The organism is Bacillus sp. KH172YL63 (assembly GCF_011398925.1).
GTDB lineage: Bacteria > Bacillota > Bacilli > Bacillales > Bacillaceae_B > Rossellomorea.
Map to the genome: position 1 here is coordinate 567,732 of NZ_AP022842.1, position 17,135 is coordinate 584,866.

A 17,135-nucleotide genomic window follows, 5' to 3' on the forward strand; every position below is an offset into this window, starting at 1 on the left:
TCCGGCGCTTTTTCTTATTTTTTATGGAGAAATTGCTCAGCTAACTTTTCCTTCACTTGATTATACGTCAATCCAGACTGTTTATTCTTGCGTTTCACCTCATCAATATCCGTACCTGATTTCGAGTTGTTTCTCTCCTTCATCGCCCTCGCACCCCCTTTCTTCTTAATGTAGGTCAGCCCGTGATGATCTATGCACGAAGGTCCGTCCCCAAACATGGAGGGACGGACCTTGTCATTTTCAGGTCACCGAACGGCGGGTCCGCTTGTACACAAGGTCGAAGACGACGATGATCAAAGCGAGGGCGTAGGCGGTATAGGCATAGGTTGATTGATCCCCCATGTTTTTGATCCCGATTCCGATGAATGCCCATACGATGACGAGAGGGTAGAGGAAATCATGGAAAGCGATGCGGAAAGAAAAGGCGAGGATCGATGCGGCAATCAATCCAAGGTAAGCCCAAACCAATGCCGACACACCGAATCCGTCCCAGCCGATATCGGTCAAATAATAGGTGATGTTCACGATTGTCGCAACAGAAATCCATCCCAGGTAGATCGAGAACGGGGCCCTATCCAGGAGGGACGGACCTATACTCAGGAGCCGCTTATAAAGGGCGATTAACGTACCGAGAAGACCGAGCATCACAAACACAGAGATCAGGAAAAAGTGATAGTGCCATACAAGGATCCATGAAGCGTTCAATATACTGCTCAAGACGAAAAGTCCACTCGTATCCTGGTACAGCGGTAACTCCCGCCGGTCTTTCGGAAACTGCCGGATTATCCAGAGGGCGAGAAGCAGATAAATCAGGCTCCAGATGGAAAAGACGTACCCTGCAGGTGTGATCATGATATCGAGCCTGTCACTGATTTCTGATGTGGATTGATCATTCAACGGCAGCGTGACAGCGAGCGTGTTCATCACAATCATCACTGCGAAGGCGAGAATATTCAGGATGAGTCTCATAGTATGTCCCCCTTTGATAACTTGTGTCATTTCTATATACTATTCCACTTTTGCTCATGCAAAAACCATCGGAAGAGAGTTTGAGTGAGAAGGGGTTTGAAAAGAAGATGGAGGAATTGGCGCATTTATCGAGAATTAAAATGAAATAGGGATCATTTTTAACAAACAATTTAGGGGGACATTATGAACCGTACAACTCATACCTATTCAGATAAGTGGGATTTAGATGTTTTTTTCAGCGGAGGAAGTGATTCAGAGGAATTCAGGGAGCACCTTGATACTTTAGCGAAAAAGAAAGATGACTTCGCAGACAACGCCTTGGCCTTCCATCCGCCTCAATCGGCGAAGGACGGGGACCTGGTGTGGAACCTCATTGAGGAAGCGAAAGAAGTGATGCTGTATTTGCGCCAGGCCGGTGCCTTTGTCAGCTGTCTTGAAGCCCAGAACATGCATGACCGCAAAGCTGATTCTCTCCGGGGGGAAGTGACGAGCCTGAGCGCCGACTTCTCTTCCACATTCACCAAGTTTCAGCAGCAGCTTTCCGACTGCACCGAGGACGTCTGGAATGACTTGCTTCAGCACGAAAGGCTCAGTGAGATTACGTTTGTGCTCAATGAGTGGAGAAAGAAAGCAAAAGATAAGCTGTCGAGCACAGAGGAATCCTTGATCCAGGCATTGGCCGTCGACGGCTATCACGGTTGGGGCCAGATGTACGATACGATCGTGGGCGCGATGGAAATCAGCCATGACGGAAAAACATTGTCAGTGGGGCAGGCGAATAATCTGCTTTCAAGCCCTGACGAAAAGACGAGGAAAGAGGTTTTTGACAAATTGGAGAGCGCATGGGAGGAGAAAGAGGACCTGTTTGCGCGCACCCTCAACCACCTGGGCGGATTCCGTTTGAATGTTTATAAAAAGCGGGGCTGGGATGAACTGATGAAGGAGCCCCTTGAATATAACAGGATGAAGCAGGAGACCCTCGATGCAATGTGGGGGGCGATTTCCAAACACAAGCAGCCTTTCGTAAAATATTTAAATCGTAAAGCGAAGCTGATCGGAAAGGACAAGCTTGACTGGTATGACCTTGACGCACCGGTCGCAGAGTCAACGGGTACGATGTCGTATGATGAAGGAGCGGCCTTCATTCTCAAGCAATTTGCCCGTTTTGGCGAAGAAATGGCCAAGTTTGCCGAAAAAGCATTCCAGGATGAGTGGATCGAGGCGGAGGACCGTCCGGGGAAACGTCCGGGAGGCTTCTGCACATCCTTCCCGTTAAGCGACCAATCAAGGATTTTTATGACCTACTCCGGATCGATGTCGAATGTATCGACACTTGCCCATGAACTGGGCCATGCATTCCACTCATACGCGCTGAAACCGATGCACACCTTGAATCGGAATTACGCGATGAACGTGGCGGAAACGGCTTCGACTTTTGCCGAAATGATCGTGGCCGATGCAGCCGTGAAAGAAGCAGGAACGAAGGAAGAGAAGATTGCCCTTGTTGAAGATAAACTGCAGCGGAGCGTCGCTTTCTTCATGAATATCCATGCCCGCTTCTTATTCGAGACCCGTTTTTATGAAGAACGGGCGAAGGGAATTGTCTCTGTCGAGAAGCTCAATGAACTGATGGTGAAAGCCCAGCAGGAAGCGTTCGCCGATTCACTGGGTGAAGTGCATCCCCGCTTCTGGGCATCAAAACTTCATTTCTATATTACAGGTGTGCCGTTCTATAACTTCCCGTACACATTCGGCTACCTGTTCTCCCTGAGCATTTATGCAAAGGCCCTCGAAGCAAACGAGAACTACGAAGAGAAATACATGGCGCTCCTCCGTGACACGGCCGTCATGAACGTGGAAGAGCTTGCCATGAAACATCTCGGCGAAGACATCACCAAAGAAGCCTTCTGGGAAAAAGGCATCAAGCTCTGCATCGCAGACGTCGACGAATTCCTTGAACTGACAAAATAACGAAGAGATAGAGGTCTGTCCCCGGATTTGAGGGACGGACCTCTTCTTTTTTGGGCGATTGCACGACATTGTCCTAGCTTCCCTAAGCCTCAAGTCTGATACGAAAATAAAGCTCCGGCTCGTTATGGGAAACCGGGAAAGTAGGTAGGATAAAGACATGAAGAAGAAAGGAGGCAACACCCAATGAAGAAATTTGGATTGCTACTGGCAGGAGGAATCGCAGCGATTGTGCTGCTTGCGAATGTAGGACCGATCATCGGTCTCGCCATCTCCCTTGTGGTTATGTATTACAGCTTTAAAGGGTTTATCAAAACAGACTCTACCGGTAAGAAAATTCTATGGGCTTTGGTCGGACTGATTGCAATCAGTGCAACGGTGTCAAACTTCCCGGCGATCATCGGTCTTGTCGCTCTGTATGTGCTGTATGTGGTGTATCAGAACTGGAAAAAAGAAGAGGCCGGCGTGGTGGACGAGAGCTCGTCCGATCCATTCACCAATTTTGAAAGAGAATGGTCTCAGTTGAAAAACTAAGCCGGTGAAAAGCCGCGCCGATCAATAAAAAAAGGAGAGATATCATTATGCTAAACTTATTTCAACGTATGAAAAATACGGTCATGTCCGACCTGCACGAAGCGCTGGACAAAAAGGAAAAGAAAAATCCGATCGGAGTCCTGAACCACTATTTAAGACAGTGCGAACAGGAAGTCGAGAAAGTACGCAAGCTTGTGGAAAGACAATACCTCCTGAAGAAAGAATTCCAGAAAGAGCACCAGGAGGCTTCGGTCCTTGCCGAGAAGCGCAAATACCAGGCGGAGGTCGCCTCAAAGGCCAATGAAGAAGGCTTGTACGAATTTGCCCGTCAGGAACAAACATACTACGAAGAACGTTCGGTACGGATTCGGGAATCGATGCTTCAAGCGGGTAAAGAGCTCGAAGAACTTGAAAGAAAATACGGGGAGATGAAACACAAGCTGAAGGACATGTACATCAAGCGCATGGAACTGATGGGCAGGGAAAACATCGCACGTGCCCACCACAAAATGAACGCTGTCCTTGAGTCCTCTTCAGGATATGACAACCAGTCGTTCTCCAAGTTCGGTGAGATCGAAACCTATTTAGATCAGCTGGAGCACGGAGTCAACTCCTCCTATTACCGGAACACAATTGACGCGAAGATCGCGAAACTGGAAAAAGACGTGAAAAATGAGGAAACAGAAGCCATTCCTTCATGAAACATGGTATTCTAGGGTAGTGCATACTTGAATAAAAAAACAGGGGGAACTCGTGGAGGGTTCACCCCCTTTTACCCTTTTTGAATTTTTGAATAGGACGGGATTTTGCGCCAAAATACCTGGTCTTGGACGAAATGAACGTGAAAGTTCGTCATTTTGGAGTGAAGAGCCAATATTTTTCAAAATATATATGTAAAAACCGTTGTGTGATTCATCCATGGGCCGATATATGAGCCGAAATATAAATATATGAGCGTGATTTCAAAAATATGAGCTCGAATTTTCATATATGAGCCGGATTTTTAAAATATGATCCTCAATCAAGAAATATGAGCACTTTGTCGAAAAATCTCGGCGGACAGCGGGCGGGCAGGCACTCACCCAGCCACACACCCATACCACACCACCCAACTCTCCACCCACAAACCAAACACCTACATAACAAGAAAGGAGGAGCCCCTTATGTTTAATCGTTTACGTTCTGACGGAATCAGCTGGATCATATTAATCGGTACGCTCTTAATCCTGTTGGAAGTGTCCTTTTATGACGGGGGGGTTCTTGTCTTTCTTTCGATTGCCGCCTTCTGCATTTATATCGGGCGCAAGAAGCTGCCGAGGACGTCGGGGAAAATCCTGCTGTGGTTCGGGATCATCAGCCTTGCGATCAATATTTTCAACACGGTGGCGTTTAAGTTCCTTCTGTTCGGCATCCTGCTTGTGATCATCGTCCGATTTGCCGATTCAAAGAAGCATCCTAAATACATCACCCCAACAATCAAAGAAACGTTTACACAAAGCCATGAACCGCTTGTGTTGAAGCGGGCCGCCCTGCAAAATGAATGGTTTGGTCAGAAACGTACGCCGGATGATGTGTATGAATGGAATGATATCAATATACAGGGATTGATCGGGGATTCGATCATTGATGTCGGGAATACGGTGCTGCCAAAGGGGACGTCGGTCGTGTCGATCCGGAACATCCTTGGGAATATAGAGATCCTCATCCCTTACGATGTGGAAGTGAGCATTCATCACTCGGTTCTCGCCGGTTCGATCGAAATTTTTGATGAAGTGGAGCCGAAAGCCATCAATCAGTCGCTCTATTATCAGACGCCTGGTTATGATTCGGCCGTTCAACGGGTGAAGATCGTCACCTCCATGTGGGTCGGGGATTTAGAGGTGAAGAGAATATGACTACAGTCAGTAAGCAGGTGCTTGCAGGCATCGCCTTTTCCCTTGTGATGGTCGTGTTTTTTTCCCTTTCATTCTTTTATTTATATCCTTTGCAGGACTGGTCACTGCTGTGGGAAGTGGAGATCATGGACTTGCCGGGGGCAGGCTTCATCCTCGTTGTCAGCATCTTCATCGGTATCATTTTCGGGGTTGGAACGGGCTTGAAGGATAAGCGGCAGCTGAGGGAGCTTGAGGATGCACTGTTGTACATCGAACAAGGAAAAAGCATCTCCATTCCGGAAACGGCGACGCCTGAAGTGAAACAGGTGTGGAAAAAGGTCGATGCACTGGGGAAGCATCTTGCAGAGCAGGCAAGATATTCACGAAAGCTTGCGAATGAAAAGGCAGAAGAGCAGGAAAAAAGGATTCAGGAAATCGTGTCCCAGGAAAGAAACCGGTTTGCCAGGGAGCTGCACGATTCGGTCAGTCAACAACTGTTTGCCGCGTCGATGCTGATGTCTGCGATCACAGAAACCGGTCAGCCCGGCAGGACCCCTCATGAAGAGAAACAGCTGGGGATGGTCGAGCGGATGATCCACCAATCCCAGCTTGAGATGAGGGCACTCCTTCTCCACCTCCGCCCTGTGGCGCTGAAGGGCAAGAACCTTCAGGAAGGGATGAAGGAGCTGTTGATTGAACTTGCTCAGAAGGTCCCTCTGGATATTGAATGGAAAATCGAAGAGATGACCCTTGATAAAGGGATCGAAGACCATCTCTTCCGGATCTTGCAGGAATCGGTTTCCAACACCCTCCGCCATGCCAAGGCATCCTCCCTGGATATCCGATTGATTAAAAGGGAATCCATCATCATATTGCGGGTGGTGGATGATGGAGAGGGCTTTGATGTGAATGAATCGAAGGTGACAAGCTCCTATGGTCTTCAAAATATGAGGGAGCGTGCGATTGAAATAGGCGGGACGTTCAAGATCATCAGCGTACCGAATAAGGGAACAAGCTTGGAAGTGAAGGTTCCTGTTACAGAGGAGGAAGGTGAAAGCAATGATTAAAGTGGTATTTGTGGACGATCATGAAATGGTCCGGATTGGGGTATCATCGTATTTGTCTGCCCAGGCTGATATCGATGTGATTGGGGAGGCATCAGACGGAAAAGAAGGCGTGCAGCTTGCCCTTGACCTCCGACCGGATATCATCCTGATGGATCTCGTCATGAAAGAAATGGATGGCATCCAGGCGACGAAGGAAATCATCGGACAATGGCCGGACGCCAAGATCATCATCGTCACGAGCTTCCTCGATGACGATAAAGTATATCCGGCCCTTGAAGCAGGCGCCGTCAGCTATATGCTGAAAACGTCGAAAGCGAGTGAGATCGCAGAAGCCGTCCGGAAGACGCATAGTGGCCAATCGATCCTTGAACCGGAAGTGACGGGGAAGATGATGACCCGTATGAGGCAGAAAACCGTTTCCCATCCCCATGAAGAACTCACGAACCGTGAACTCGAAATCCTTCTCCTCATGACGCAGGGGAAAACAAATCAGGAAATCGCCGATGAATTGTTCATCGCCCTTAAGACAGTGAAGACACACGTGAGCAATATCCTTTCCAAGCTCGCCGTACAAGACCGGACGCAGGCTGTGATATATGCGTTTAAACATCATTTGGCTGAATGATCATCGAAAGGACTCGAAAAGTTAAAACTTTTCGGGTCCTTTCTTCGTATAGAAAAGAAAGACATGAGCTTTCAATCGAACAATATATATGGATGGAGGGGAGCGGCAAACAAGATTGAAGAAATGACAAATATTTCATCAAAAAGGGTAGGAATAATGTTAAAATAAGCGATATATTGTCAAAATTTGAAAAATTACCGTGAGGGGGATACATCCGTGAACGCACAATTCAGCAAGCCTAAAGGGTTCGGTGAGATACTGGATCATACTTTTCGTTTAAGCAAGAACCATTTTAAAGATTTTTTCCTCGTATTTTTGATTTTATTGGGACCTGTTTACTTATTGCAGGCACTCATTGAGCTCGCAGCCGGCGTCAGCTTTTTCAGGAGCATCGGTGGCGGTGAAACGTGGCTTGAAGGAGTGATGAGCAGCTTTACAGGCGAGCTTGATGCCGAAGATGGGCAGTCTGTGAATCTGGGGGCTGAGCTTGGTACAGGTCTAATTGGACTGATCACCATGATCCTGACGCCTATTACGCAGGCGGCGATTCTTTTTGCTCTGAACCATATGCGGAAAAATGAAGAGTACTCGGTGAAGCTTGTGCTCAAAGAGGCATTTTCCCGCTTCTGGCCGCTCATCGGAAGCAGTCTGCTGTTCGGAGTGATTATGTTTGGACTGATTGTTGTACCAATGATCGCCATCTTCATGGGAGGAGCCTTCAGTGCGTTGGCTTTTGATTTTGGTGTCGGGACGATCGTCACGATCATCTTAGTGTTCCTGGTTTTTGCGGTGGGTATTGGTTACCTGTTAACGCGCTGGAGCTTCTATCTCGGAGCGGCTGCCATCGAGGAGGATGCACCTGGACTCGGGAGAAGCTGGAATTTAACGTCGAAACGGGCTTGGACGCTGATCGGATTGTATATCGTATTCAGTTTGATATTTGCCGTGATCAGCCTTGCATTTGAATTCACATTCGGCTTATTGCTCGGACAGAGCGTGCTGTACAATATGATCGTCAATATCATCAGCCTGTTCACTTCAATGCTGTTCGCTGTCGGTTTCGCCGTCATGTTCTTTGATTTGAAAACAAGGCATGATGCGGATGATCTGAACGAAATGATCGATGATTATCATACGATTCAATAGGAGAACCATAAGGGAGTTCTAGACGTCTGAATTTGAAAGCCGGGTGAAAAATGTGTTGGATGAAAACAAAGCAAGGGATCACATCGAGGACATCCTGAATGGAAAAGAGTACAGAGCTTATCGGGAAAGAAATGACGACTTGATGACAAGCCTGTGGGAAAAAGCAAAGGAATGGATAGAGGGACTGCTCGGAAAGATCAATCCTGCTTTCGAGCCGACAGGCGCTGCTTCATCAAGCATCCTGATCATATTGATTGTGATCGCGGTGGCTGTCCTCCTCGTCTTCACTTTCGCTGCAATCCGCAACGGGGCAAGAAGGAGAAAGTTCCGGTCCAATAAGCCCCTTCAATCCTTGAATGAAATGAATTGGTCCTATTCAAGGCATCTGGAGGAAGCATTGAAGCAGGAATCACTCGGGGATTACTCAAAGGCGACCCGCCACATTTTCCTGGCACTTCTCCTGTATTTCCATGAACAGTCGTATCTTGAAGCAAAGGCATGGAAAACGAACTGGGAATATTATGATGAGCTAAGGAAAGTGAACCAAGGGTGGGCTGATCGCTTTTATGAGCTTGCCCTTTTATTCGATGAAGTGGCATATGGGGAACGTGAAGTGGAGGCGACTGAGTATCTCCACTGTAAAGAGGAAGTCCTCCGCTGGGTGGATGCCGGGAATGATCCGGCATTCAATCGTGTCATAGAAAGGGGAGGGGAACATTGAAGGCGACGATCAAAACGTGGATACCGCTGGTGGGACTGATCGGTCTTTTCATCGTGGCCGGAATGTTCCTTTCGCCCGACAAGCTGAAGGAGTATCCTGCCTATGTGTCTGATTCTCCCTCTCCTTCAGGTGTAAAAGCACTCTACACCTATTTGGAAAACGAAGGGGATTCGGTGCGGCGATGGACGCTCTCACCTGACCGGCTTCCCAAAAAAGGATCCGGGCAGCTGCTCGTCATCATAGAGCCTTTTTCCATGCCGGGACAGAAAGACTTGAACGAGTATAAGGATTTTATGAAGCAGGGGAATACCGTCCTTCTTTTGAAAGAGAATCCAAAAGGCATGTTCGATGTAAAAACAAGCAGAGTAGAGGCAGAGGGATCTCCTGCAGTGCTCCATGATCGTGACGGTCATACATACGAGACAGCCATTCTCCCCGATTTCAGGTTAGAAACGGGTGAAGGGGACACAGTCCTGTTGAAAGATATCGAAGGTGCGATTGCCTACTCGTCTCCTATTGGAAAGGGTCAATTGATCGTTTCCACCGCGCCCCAATGGGTGACCAATGAGAATCTCCTTGAGAAGGACCACCTTCCCTTGGTTCTTCTTCTGTTAGAAAAAGGAGGCGTGGAGAAGGGGATTATCCTCATCGATGAATATCTCCACGGGGGAGAAAGCAGGGAAACCTTTGTCTCACTGTATCCCCAGTGGCTATTGCTCCTTCTCCTTCAATTGGCGATTGCTGCCTTGCTCGGGCTTTGGATGAGAGGAAAGCGGTTCGGGGGCATTCTCGTCCCACGTGAAGAGATGGTGCGTTTCAGTGATGAACGGATCCAGGCGCTGTCTGCATGGTATGTAAAAGGGAAGCAATACAAGGCGTCGCTTGAGATCCAGTCTGACTATGTCAGGGTGCTGTTTCAGGAACGCTGGGGGATCCCGACAGGAAAAGACTGGACCGAACTGAAGGAGCCTCTCGGTCGGCGCATGAACGGTGTGTCCGAGAAGGAACTCCGATCATTCCTCTCAGGGATAAAGAGCGTACTTGGGAAAGAACGGATCAACAAGCAGGAATATATATGGTGGTCAAAGAAGATTGATAGATTCAGGAAAGAGGTGGAGGATCGTTGAAACCAGAAATCACATCCTTAATGGAGAAGTATGAAGAACGCATCGTTGGACAGGGAATGAATCTTAAACTCTTATTATCTTCCATTCTTGCAGGGGGACATGTGCTGATCGAGGGTGTCCCGGGAACGGGGAAGACCCAGATGGTGAAGACACTGTCCCGGCTGCTTGGTGGCAGCTTTAACCGGATTCAGTTCACCCCGGACCTGCTGCCGAGCGATATTACCGGCAGCACAATTTACAATCTGAAGGACAGCAGCTTCCAAACGATCAAGGGGCCGATCTTCACCAATGTGCTGTTGGCCGACGAAATCAACCGGACGCCGGCGAAGACCCAGGCTGCGCTGTTAGAGGCCATGGAAGAAAAACAGGTCACAATCCAAGGGGAGACGTACCCGCTTGAAGAGGTCTTCTTTGTGGTGGCAACCCAGAATCCGATCGAATTCGAGGGGACGTACCCACTCCCGGAAGCACAGCAGGACCGGTTCCTGTTTAAACTGAATATCGATTTTCCATCGTTTAAAGAAGAGAAAAATGTACTGAAGCAGGTAATCGAGTCTCGTATCGAAACGAGTGAAATCGGAGCGGTCCTCGATATGGAAACCTTTTTAACAATCAGGAAGGAAATTGAAGACGTCACCCTCAGCGATGCGGTCCTGGATTATATCATGCAGATTGTCAGGAAAACCCGTGAAACCGAGTCGATCCGCTTCGGGGCAAGTACAAGGGCGGCGATCTCGATCGGGAAGGCGGGAAGGGCATGGGCCTATCTGTCCGGGCGGGATTATGTCACACCGGACGATATCAAGCTCGTGGCAAAACCGGCGCTGAGGCACCGCATCCAGTTATCCCCGCATGTAGAATTGGAGGGAATGACCATTGACCAAGTCATCCAGGAGCTTATCGGGTCGATTACTGTTCCAAGATAAAGGCATCCTGCCGACAAAGAGACTGCTGTTGTCCTTTCTTCTTTTTACCCTTGTGATGCTTGTTGCATCACTGGTTGGATTGTCATGGACGATGATCTTTATGCTGAACGGCCTCTTCATCGCGGTGAGTCTCATAGACCTGGCTTTCTCCCCTACTAAAAAAGAGGTGGACGTAAAACGGGGAATCCCTGAACAGATGGAAAGGGGCCTCTCATATCCAATTCAATTGAATATGAAAAATGTATCCCGCCGTGACATGTCATTTCGTATCATAGACGGTACGCCGCAAAGCTTTCAAACCCCATTTCCATTACAGGGGAACCTCTCTGGAGAAAGTAAGGGGACGCTTACGTATGATGCAGTTGCGCCGGTAAGGGGTGACTATCATCTGGAAAAGATTTATCTCCGTTATCGGAGTTCTTTTGGATTATGGGAGAAACAAAAGACGGTGAAGCATCACGATCAAGTGAAAGTCATACCAGATTTGACCGAAACGAAAAAAGTATTGGAGGATGCCCAGAGGTACCTCCTGTATGAAGGCACGAAGATAAGAAAGCAGCAGAGCGGGACCGGAGAATTCGCCAAGATCAGGAATTACGTCCTCGGAGACGATCCCCGTAAGATCAACTGGCGTCAGACAGCCAAGCTCAGGGAAGTGATGACCAATGAGTACGAGCCTGAGCATGGAAAATATATGACGATCCTGATCGACTGCGGCAGGATGATGGGAGCCGAGCTGAAGGAAGGGAACCGGCTGGAGAAATCCATCGAGGCGGCCCTGACCGTTGCGGCCGCAGCCCTTCAAAACGGGGACTATGTATCGGTGCTTGCTTTTAGCAAAGGCGTGCATGTGTACATCCCGCCTGCAAAAGGAATGGCCCACTTGCAGACGATTCTTCAGCGCATCTACAATCTGGAGGTGGACGGAGCAGAATCCAATTATGCGTCGGTTCTTCATTACGTCCAGACGGTGCAAAAGAAAAGAAGTCTGCTCTTGTTATTCAGTGATATCCACAATTTTCTCCATGAGAACAGTGCCCTCTATTATTTACAGCGCTTAAGAAGACAGCATATGTTCATGATGATCGGGATTGAAGACGAAATGATCATGCGCCGGATCAAAACAGAGCCTGTCGATATCCGGCATGCGATGATGAAGAGCATGGCACAGAAGCAGATGCTTGTGAAAAAGAGGGAAAAAGCCAAATGGGAAAAACAAGGCCTCCTGATGGTGGAGACCCGTGAAGAGAAATTGGCCGCGACGGCCGTATCATACTATATCGATATGATGAACCGGGGGCTATTATAGCCTCCCACGGCTCATCCGCATCTTGCCGATCACCATATAAGCGATCAAGCCGATGACGGTCAGAAAAGCAACCGCATATTTGGCCGGAAGGGAGATGGCGGCAGGCGTAATGAAGCCTTCGATGATGCCGGCAATGACGAACAATGGAATCGTACCGAGGAGAAGCTGGACTGATCGCTTTGCCTGTTCTTTCAATTGAAAGCGCCCTGCACCCCCAGCGATGAAGATCGCAGTAAGCTCGATATAAGCCCAGAACTCATAGCTCATCCCGTGATGCCAGAAGACGGCGGCGAGTGCCCCGACAATGATGCCGTTGTATACGAGAAGATAAAGCGTCAATAACCCGAACGTCACACCGCCGGCAAACGCCAGGAAGGACACTTTGATATTATTGGTCATGATCGAAGCCGACATAAGCGAGGAGTCCACTTCCCCGTCACTGCTGCCAAGATTTCCCGGATCCACTCCCTGGGCCATTTCGGCTGGCAGGATTGAATACACATGAACAGGGTCATTCATGACGGAAAGAAACGCCCCGCAGGCACCGATTGTAAATAAGACCGCTGCGATGACGATGAATTTCCACTGATCAAGGAGCAGCCCGATAAACGCGGTGGAAAAAAAGTGACCGATCTGCTTACCGCTCGACATTTGATCTTTATATAATAGATTATGAGACTTCGAGACGAGGCCGTTTAAATAATCGGTCACCTCTTCTCCCGGAAAATACGTCTGGCTGTAAGATAGATTCTGTGCAGCTTTCTGATAGAGGGAGTTGAACTGATCGATGGATGCGCTTGTCATGTTCTTCTTTTTCCGAAGCTGACCGAGGAGGTCCTCAAGCGCCTTCCAATCACCCCGGTGCTGTTTGACAAATTGCTTCACGTTCATTTTGACACCTACTTGTCGTTTTATTTCTTATCTTTTATTATAGTAATTTTAGAAAAAAATAGAAACTGTTATAGGTAAAATCATCCATAAGGAGGGGATATTTTGCACGAAGAACAAGTAGATATCAGAACCCCCGAATTTGTGTCCCTTCAATTTCAACCGGCCGGATTAGGGAGCAGGGCCACAGCCCTGATGATTGATCAACTGATACTGGGTGTGTTCAATACACTGGTTGTGCTGCTCACCATTTATATCACCTGGGGGAGCGTAGCACCATTCGGTATTCCGATGTTCAGCGTGGACTCTACGCTGTGGTCACTTGTCATCATCCTCTTATTTGTCGTGAACTGGGGATACTTCTTCGCACTCGAATACTTCTGGGCAGGAAAGACAGTGGGAAAAAGACTGCTTGGCATCCGGGTCATGCAAGAGAATGGTCACAGTGTTACGCTCCTGTCCTGCTTCATCCGGAATCTCCTGAGAATCATCGATATGCTGCCGATCGCTTATTTCATTGGGATCATGATGATCTTCCTCCATTCCAAGCATAAGCGGCTTGGGGATATTGTGGCAGGCACCCTTGTCGTGCATGAGCGCAGGGTGAAAGGGAAGAGGAAAGAAAAGGGCATCGAAAAAGAAATCCGCAACCGGGGACTTTCCCAACAAAGTCTACCGGTGGACGAGTGGGCCATCAAGCAGCTCGGCACGAAGGAATGGAATCTCGTCAAAACGTACGCGAACCGTTTCAGGCAGCTGCCCCTGGCAGAACGGAATGCCCTTACCAAAAAACTCGCCGCAATCCTGTTCCCGAAACTCGAATTGCCGATGGAAGGAAAAACCTACGAAGAATTTGAAGATACACTGCTCCTCCTCTACATGGCATTGAGGGAAGAATGGGAAATTGAATTGTAGGTAAGCAAAGTCCGTATGTGGCTTTGCTTTTTTTATTGGATTCGCTTCCCTGTTGGGTATAGGTCTTAAGGCCTGAATGAACGAGCGCTCCGCTATCAGTGTTTACGGTTTGAATAATAGTAAATTCAGTAAGAATACTGGGTAAATCGTTCGAACGGTTTACATTTGTTATGCAAAATTTACGAAATGTTAAGAAAAATAGCGCCTTTTCTCCCATTACATTACAAAATGCGACAAAATATACTTGTACTGTAATCATTTTTATATCGTTTTGAAAGGGGAAAGGGTATGAGGACAAAAAGAATATCATTAGCGGTCATCAGCAGTCTATTTCTACTGACGGGCGGGCTCGTCCAGCCACAGGAAGGGATGGAGGCGGAAGCAGCAACACAGTCGGCCGTCATCAGCGAAGTGGCATGGATGGGCACGACAGGGTCTTATAACGATGAATGGATCGAATTACATAACCCCACTTCATCCCCCGTCACGCTGGATGGGTGGGTCCTTGAAGCGCAGGACGGATCACCAAGCATAAACCTTACTGGATCGATTCCGGCAAATGACTATTTTCTGTTGGAAAGAACGAGTGACAGCACTATCTCAACGGTCACAGCCGATCAGATTTATACTGGGAGCCTAGGCAATTCAAACGAAATCCTGTATTTAAAAGATGCTGCCGGTACGGTTGTGGATGAAGTGGACAGCTGGTATGCAGGGGACAACTCGACAAAGGCGGCGATGGCACGGGTCGATTCCTCTGTCAGCGGGACGGTATCAACGAATTGGAGCACGGCAACCGCTTCCTATGAAGGCGGGTTCGGCACCCCTAAAGCGGCAAATGGCGGCGGGGCACCTGCAACCGGCACTGAATCCCTCACCAATGTAAGCGAGGAGCCCGGTGCGATCAACGTATATTTCAATAAAAGTGCGTCTACACAATATGCGATGCCTGGGAACGAAGCAAATTACAACGTCAATCTTGAAGATCGCCTGCTGAAAAGGCTGAATGAAGCGACGACTTCCATTGACCTGGCCACCTATGAAATCAACCTGCCGCGGATCATCGATGCGCTCATGAACAAAGCGGCGCAGGGAGTGGACGTCCGGATCCTCGCTGATGCGAAGGACGGCACAGACCCTCATTATGCAGAACGCTATGAAACAATGCGATTGTACCTGGAAAAACTCGTCCGGGGCCAGGACGGGACAGTCGGTACAGCCGATGATGCCCATATCCTGTCCGATTCACCGATGTTTGTCGTCGAAGACGCAGCGAAACGCTCAGACTACAATCTTCCGGCAGACTTCACAGACTTCCCCCAGCGCAGCGTCACGGTCGGAAGCACGGCAACAACCGGCTATATGTTTGTTGAAGGAGAATGGAAAGCTGCAGACAGCTATTACTCTCCTGGCAATCAGATGCACAATAAATTCGCCGTCGTTGACGGAAAATGGGTCTTCACAGGGAGCTGGAACTACACCATCACAGGACTGTACGGGTCTGAAGAAAATATGAACCAGGGCATCCTGGATGGCAATCAACAACATGTTGTGGAAGTGCATTCCCCGGAGCTTGCGGCCATTTACAAAACCGAATTCGATGAAATGTGGGGAAGCGGGACAACAACCCCTGATAACAAAGTTTCCAACTTCAGCACCCGGAAAATCGATAACACGCCTCATTCCCTTACAATTGGCGGAGATACGGTAGAAATCTACTTCTCATCCGGTGACGACGCTGTCGGCCGCATGACCGAACTTGTAAAAAACGAAGCCGACGAAAATGCATACTTCACCATATTCGCCTGGAGTGACCAGGCACTGGTAGATGAACTGAAGAACAAGTGGGAAGGCAGCTATACAGATAATCAAGGGACGCTCACAGGCTTTGATGTAAAAGGACTGTTCGATCCGAGCTTCTGGAACCAATGGTGGTCTGCAAGCATTGAAATGACCGGCAGAACCGCTTCCCAGACAAGTACAAACAATCCAAACACACGCTGGGCAAACCCGGCACCAGTCTATGCGGCCAACGAAACCCGCAAGCTCCACGCCAAAACGATGCTCATCGACGCTGACACCGACAGCGACCCGACCGTCATCGTCGGCTCAACAAACTGGAGCGAAAACGGCAATAACGTAAACGACGAAAACATGCTCATCATCCATGATGCAGCCATCACCAACCAATTCCTCCAAGAGTTCAACGCACGATACGTGAACGCCGGCGGAGCGGTGCAATAGGTTTGAGACTTGGGGAGATTCCTGTTTAGGGGAATCTTCCTTTTTTTGGTGGGAGGAGTGGTAATTTTCACGTTGTAAAGGAGGATTTTCGTAGGAGGATGATGTGATGGAGAAGAATCTGGGTCTTGGGGTGGCGTGGAGACGTTTAGAAAGGCAGGGAAGAAGCGGTTATCGGCGAAATATTGAATTTAACGGCGAAATCCGAGATATAACGGCGAAATTTTCATTATAACGGCGATATTTCGGATATAACGGCGAAATCCAGATTTTATCGGCGAACGGCCCATTTCACGCCAAAACATGATTCACCTTTATAGAGTGCATCTTTAAAAACCTGCCCCCTGAACCACCCAACCAGCACAAAAAAGATGACCCTCATAACAAGGATCATCTTTCTTACCCGTCACTCCATCCCGGGGGCCTTTTGAATTTCGAAGATCAGGACAATGGCGGTGACCGCATGGGCGATCAATCGGATGATCGGGAAGAAATTTAAGAAGGAAGCGAGGATGCCTAGGATGCTTCCGAGGATCGGCTGATCTTCCGATTTGGAGATATAAAGGACGCTTGCATGCCACAGGGCGATTAAGCAGAGGAGAAACGGGATCGCTTCCCCAGCGATATTGCCGAAGATTGGGACGGCAAGAAATAATTCAATTGAAAATGATAACCATTTGATTCGTGATAGCACGGACACACACCTCCTAACTTCAGTGTATGAACGGAAGGGAAGGATGTGCCTGGTTGAAGGGGAAATATCGGATTCACGTCCGATTTATCCAGCTTGTGGGATGGGTGATATATCCGACAAACAGCCTGATA

At 48.5% G+C, this 17,135-nt stretch carries 18 protein-coding genes; 14 read left to right on the forward strand and 4 right to left on the reverse strand.

From position 1 onward, the window contains the following. Positions 1-14: 14 nt before the first annotated feature. Both KH172YL63_RS21695 and KH172YL63_RS02805 read right to left on the reverse strand, forming a co-directional pair. Complete coding sequence (locus KH172YL63_RS21695) at positions 15-143, reverse strand: hypothetical protein (protein WP_269475186.1); 129 nt, start codon at positions 141-143, stop codon at positions 15-17. Between the two features lie 97 nt (positions 144-240). After that, entirely contained in the window at positions 241-969 is a 729-nt protein-coding gene (locus tag KH172YL63_RS02805; RefSeq protein WP_173104682.1) for a TspO/MBR family protein, read from the reverse strand. Between the two features lie 183 nt (positions 970-1,152). Between KH172YL63_RS02805 and KH172YL63_RS02810 the strand changes: the two genes are divergently transcribed. The 11 genes from KH172YL63_RS02810 to KH172YL63_RS02860 all read left to right on the forward strand — a co-directional run bounded on the left by KH172YL63_RS02810 (position 1,153) and on the right by KH172YL63_RS02860 (position 12,266). Next, on the forward strand, positions 1,153-2,940 hold the full coding sequence (locus KH172YL63_RS02810; RefSeq protein ID WP_173104683.1) for a M3 family oligoendopeptidase: 1,788 nt from the start codon (positions 1,153-1,155) through the stop codon (positions 2,938-2,940). A 183-nt stretch (positions 2,941-3,123) separates the two neighbouring features. Beyond that, on the forward strand, positions 3,124-3,471 hold the full coding sequence (locus KH172YL63_RS02815; protein WP_173104684.1) for a lmo0954 family membrane protein: 348 nt from the start codon (positions 3,124-3,126) through the stop codon (positions 3,469-3,471). A 47-nt stretch (positions 3,472-3,518) separates the two neighbouring features. After that, positions 3,519-4,172: a PspA/IM30 family protein gene (locus KH172YL63_RS02820; RefSeq protein ID WP_173104685.1), complete on the forward strand. Its 654-nt coding sequence runs from the start codon at positions 3,519-3,521 to the stop codon at positions 4,170-4,172. Between the two features lie 462 nt (positions 4,173-4,634). After that, on the forward strand, positions 4,635-5,366 hold the full coding sequence (gene liaF, locus KH172YL63_RS02825) for a cell wall-active antibiotics response protein LiaF (RefSeq protein WP_173104686.1): 732 nt from the start codon (positions 4,635-4,637) through the stop codon (positions 5,364-5,366). Then, entirely contained in the window at positions 5,363-6,412 is a 1,050-nt protein-coding gene (locus KH172YL63_RS02830; protein ID WP_173104687.1) for a sensor histidine kinase, read from the forward strand. Before liaF ends, KH172YL63_RS02830 begins: the two co-directional genes overlap by 4 nt. Then, complete coding sequence (locus KH172YL63_RS02835) at positions 6,405-7,037, forward strand: response regulator transcription factor (RefSeq protein WP_173104688.1); 633 nt, start codon at positions 6,405-6,407, stop codon at positions 7,035-7,037. The genes KH172YL63_RS02830 and KH172YL63_RS02835 overlap by 8 nt, the downstream gene beginning before the upstream one ends. A 216-nt stretch (positions 7,038-7,253) precedes the next feature. Beyond that, complete coding sequence (locus KH172YL63_RS02840) at positions 7,254-8,183, forward strand: hypothetical protein (RefSeq protein WP_173104689.1); 930 nt, start codon at positions 7,254-7,256, stop codon at positions 8,181-8,183. Positions 8,184-8,235: 52 nt separating this feature from the next. After that, positions 8,236-8,904: a DUF4129 domain-containing protein gene (locus KH172YL63_RS02845; protein ID WP_173104690.1), complete on the forward strand. Its 669-nt coding sequence runs from the start codon at positions 8,236-8,238 to the stop codon at positions 8,902-8,904. Continuing rightward, positions 8,901-10,031 carry a DUF4350 domain-containing protein gene (locus KH172YL63_RS02850; protein ID WP_232066105.1) on the forward strand — a complete coding sequence of 377 codons (1,131 nt, stop codon included), beginning with the start codon at positions 8,901-8,903 and terminating at the stop codon, positions 10,029-10,031. Before KH172YL63_RS02845 ends, KH172YL63_RS02850 begins: the two co-directional genes overlap by 4 nt. After that, a complete protein-coding gene (locus tag KH172YL63_RS02855) occupies positions 10,028-10,957 on the forward strand; it encodes an AAA family ATPase (protein WP_173104691.1) in 930 nt (309 codons plus the stop codon). Before KH172YL63_RS02850 ends, KH172YL63_RS02855 begins: the two co-directional genes overlap by 4 nt. Continuing rightward, on the forward strand, positions 10,908-12,266 hold the full coding sequence (locus tag KH172YL63_RS02860) for a DUF58 domain-containing protein (RefSeq protein WP_232066106.1): 1,359 nt from the start codon (positions 10,908-10,910) through the stop codon (positions 12,264-12,266). Before KH172YL63_RS02855 ends, KH172YL63_RS02860 begins: the two co-directional genes overlap by 50 nt. Here the strand turns inward: KH172YL63_RS02860 and KH172YL63_RS02865 are convergent. Then, positions 12,261-13,157 carry a stage II sporulation protein M gene (locus KH172YL63_RS02865; protein ID WP_173104692.1) on the reverse strand — a complete coding sequence of 299 codons (897 nt, stop codon included), beginning with the start codon at positions 13,155-13,157 and terminating at the stop codon, positions 12,261-12,263. The two genes, KH172YL63_RS02860 and KH172YL63_RS02865, sit on opposite strands and share 6 nt — an antisense overlap. 102 nt (positions 13,158-13,259) lie before the next feature. Here KH172YL63_RS02865 and KH172YL63_RS02870 point away from each other — a divergent pair, with 102 nt between their 5' ends. The 3 genes from KH172YL63_RS02870 (at position 13,260) to KH172YL63_RS21700 (ending at position 16,545) form a co-directional block, all read left to right on the forward strand. Further along, on the forward strand, positions 13,260-14,069 hold the full coding sequence (locus KH172YL63_RS02870; RefSeq protein ID WP_173104693.1) for an RDD family protein: 810 nt from the start codon (positions 13,260-13,262) through the stop codon (positions 14,067-14,069). 288 nt (positions 14,070-14,357) lie between these two features. Then, on the forward strand, positions 14,358-16,313 hold the full coding sequence (locus KH172YL63_RS02875) for a phospholipase D-like domain-containing protein (protein ID WP_173104694.1): 1,956 nt from the start codon (positions 14,358-14,360) through the stop codon (positions 16,311-16,313). A 106-nt stretch (positions 16,314-16,419) separates the two neighbouring features. Beyond that, positions 16,420-16,545 carry a hypothetical protein gene (locus tag KH172YL63_RS21700; RefSeq protein WP_269475187.1) on the forward strand — a complete coding sequence of 42 codons (126 nt, stop codon included), beginning with the start codon at positions 16,420-16,422 and terminating at the stop codon, positions 16,543-16,545. A gap of 171 nt (positions 16,546-16,716) precedes the next feature. Here the strand turns inward: KH172YL63_RS21700 and KH172YL63_RS02880 are convergent, their stop codons facing one another. After that, on the reverse strand, positions 16,717-17,004 hold the full coding sequence (locus KH172YL63_RS02880) for a hypothetical protein (protein WP_173104695.1): 288 nt from the start codon (positions 17,002-17,004) through the stop codon (positions 16,717-16,719). Positions 17,005-17,135: the final 131 nt, after the last annotated feature.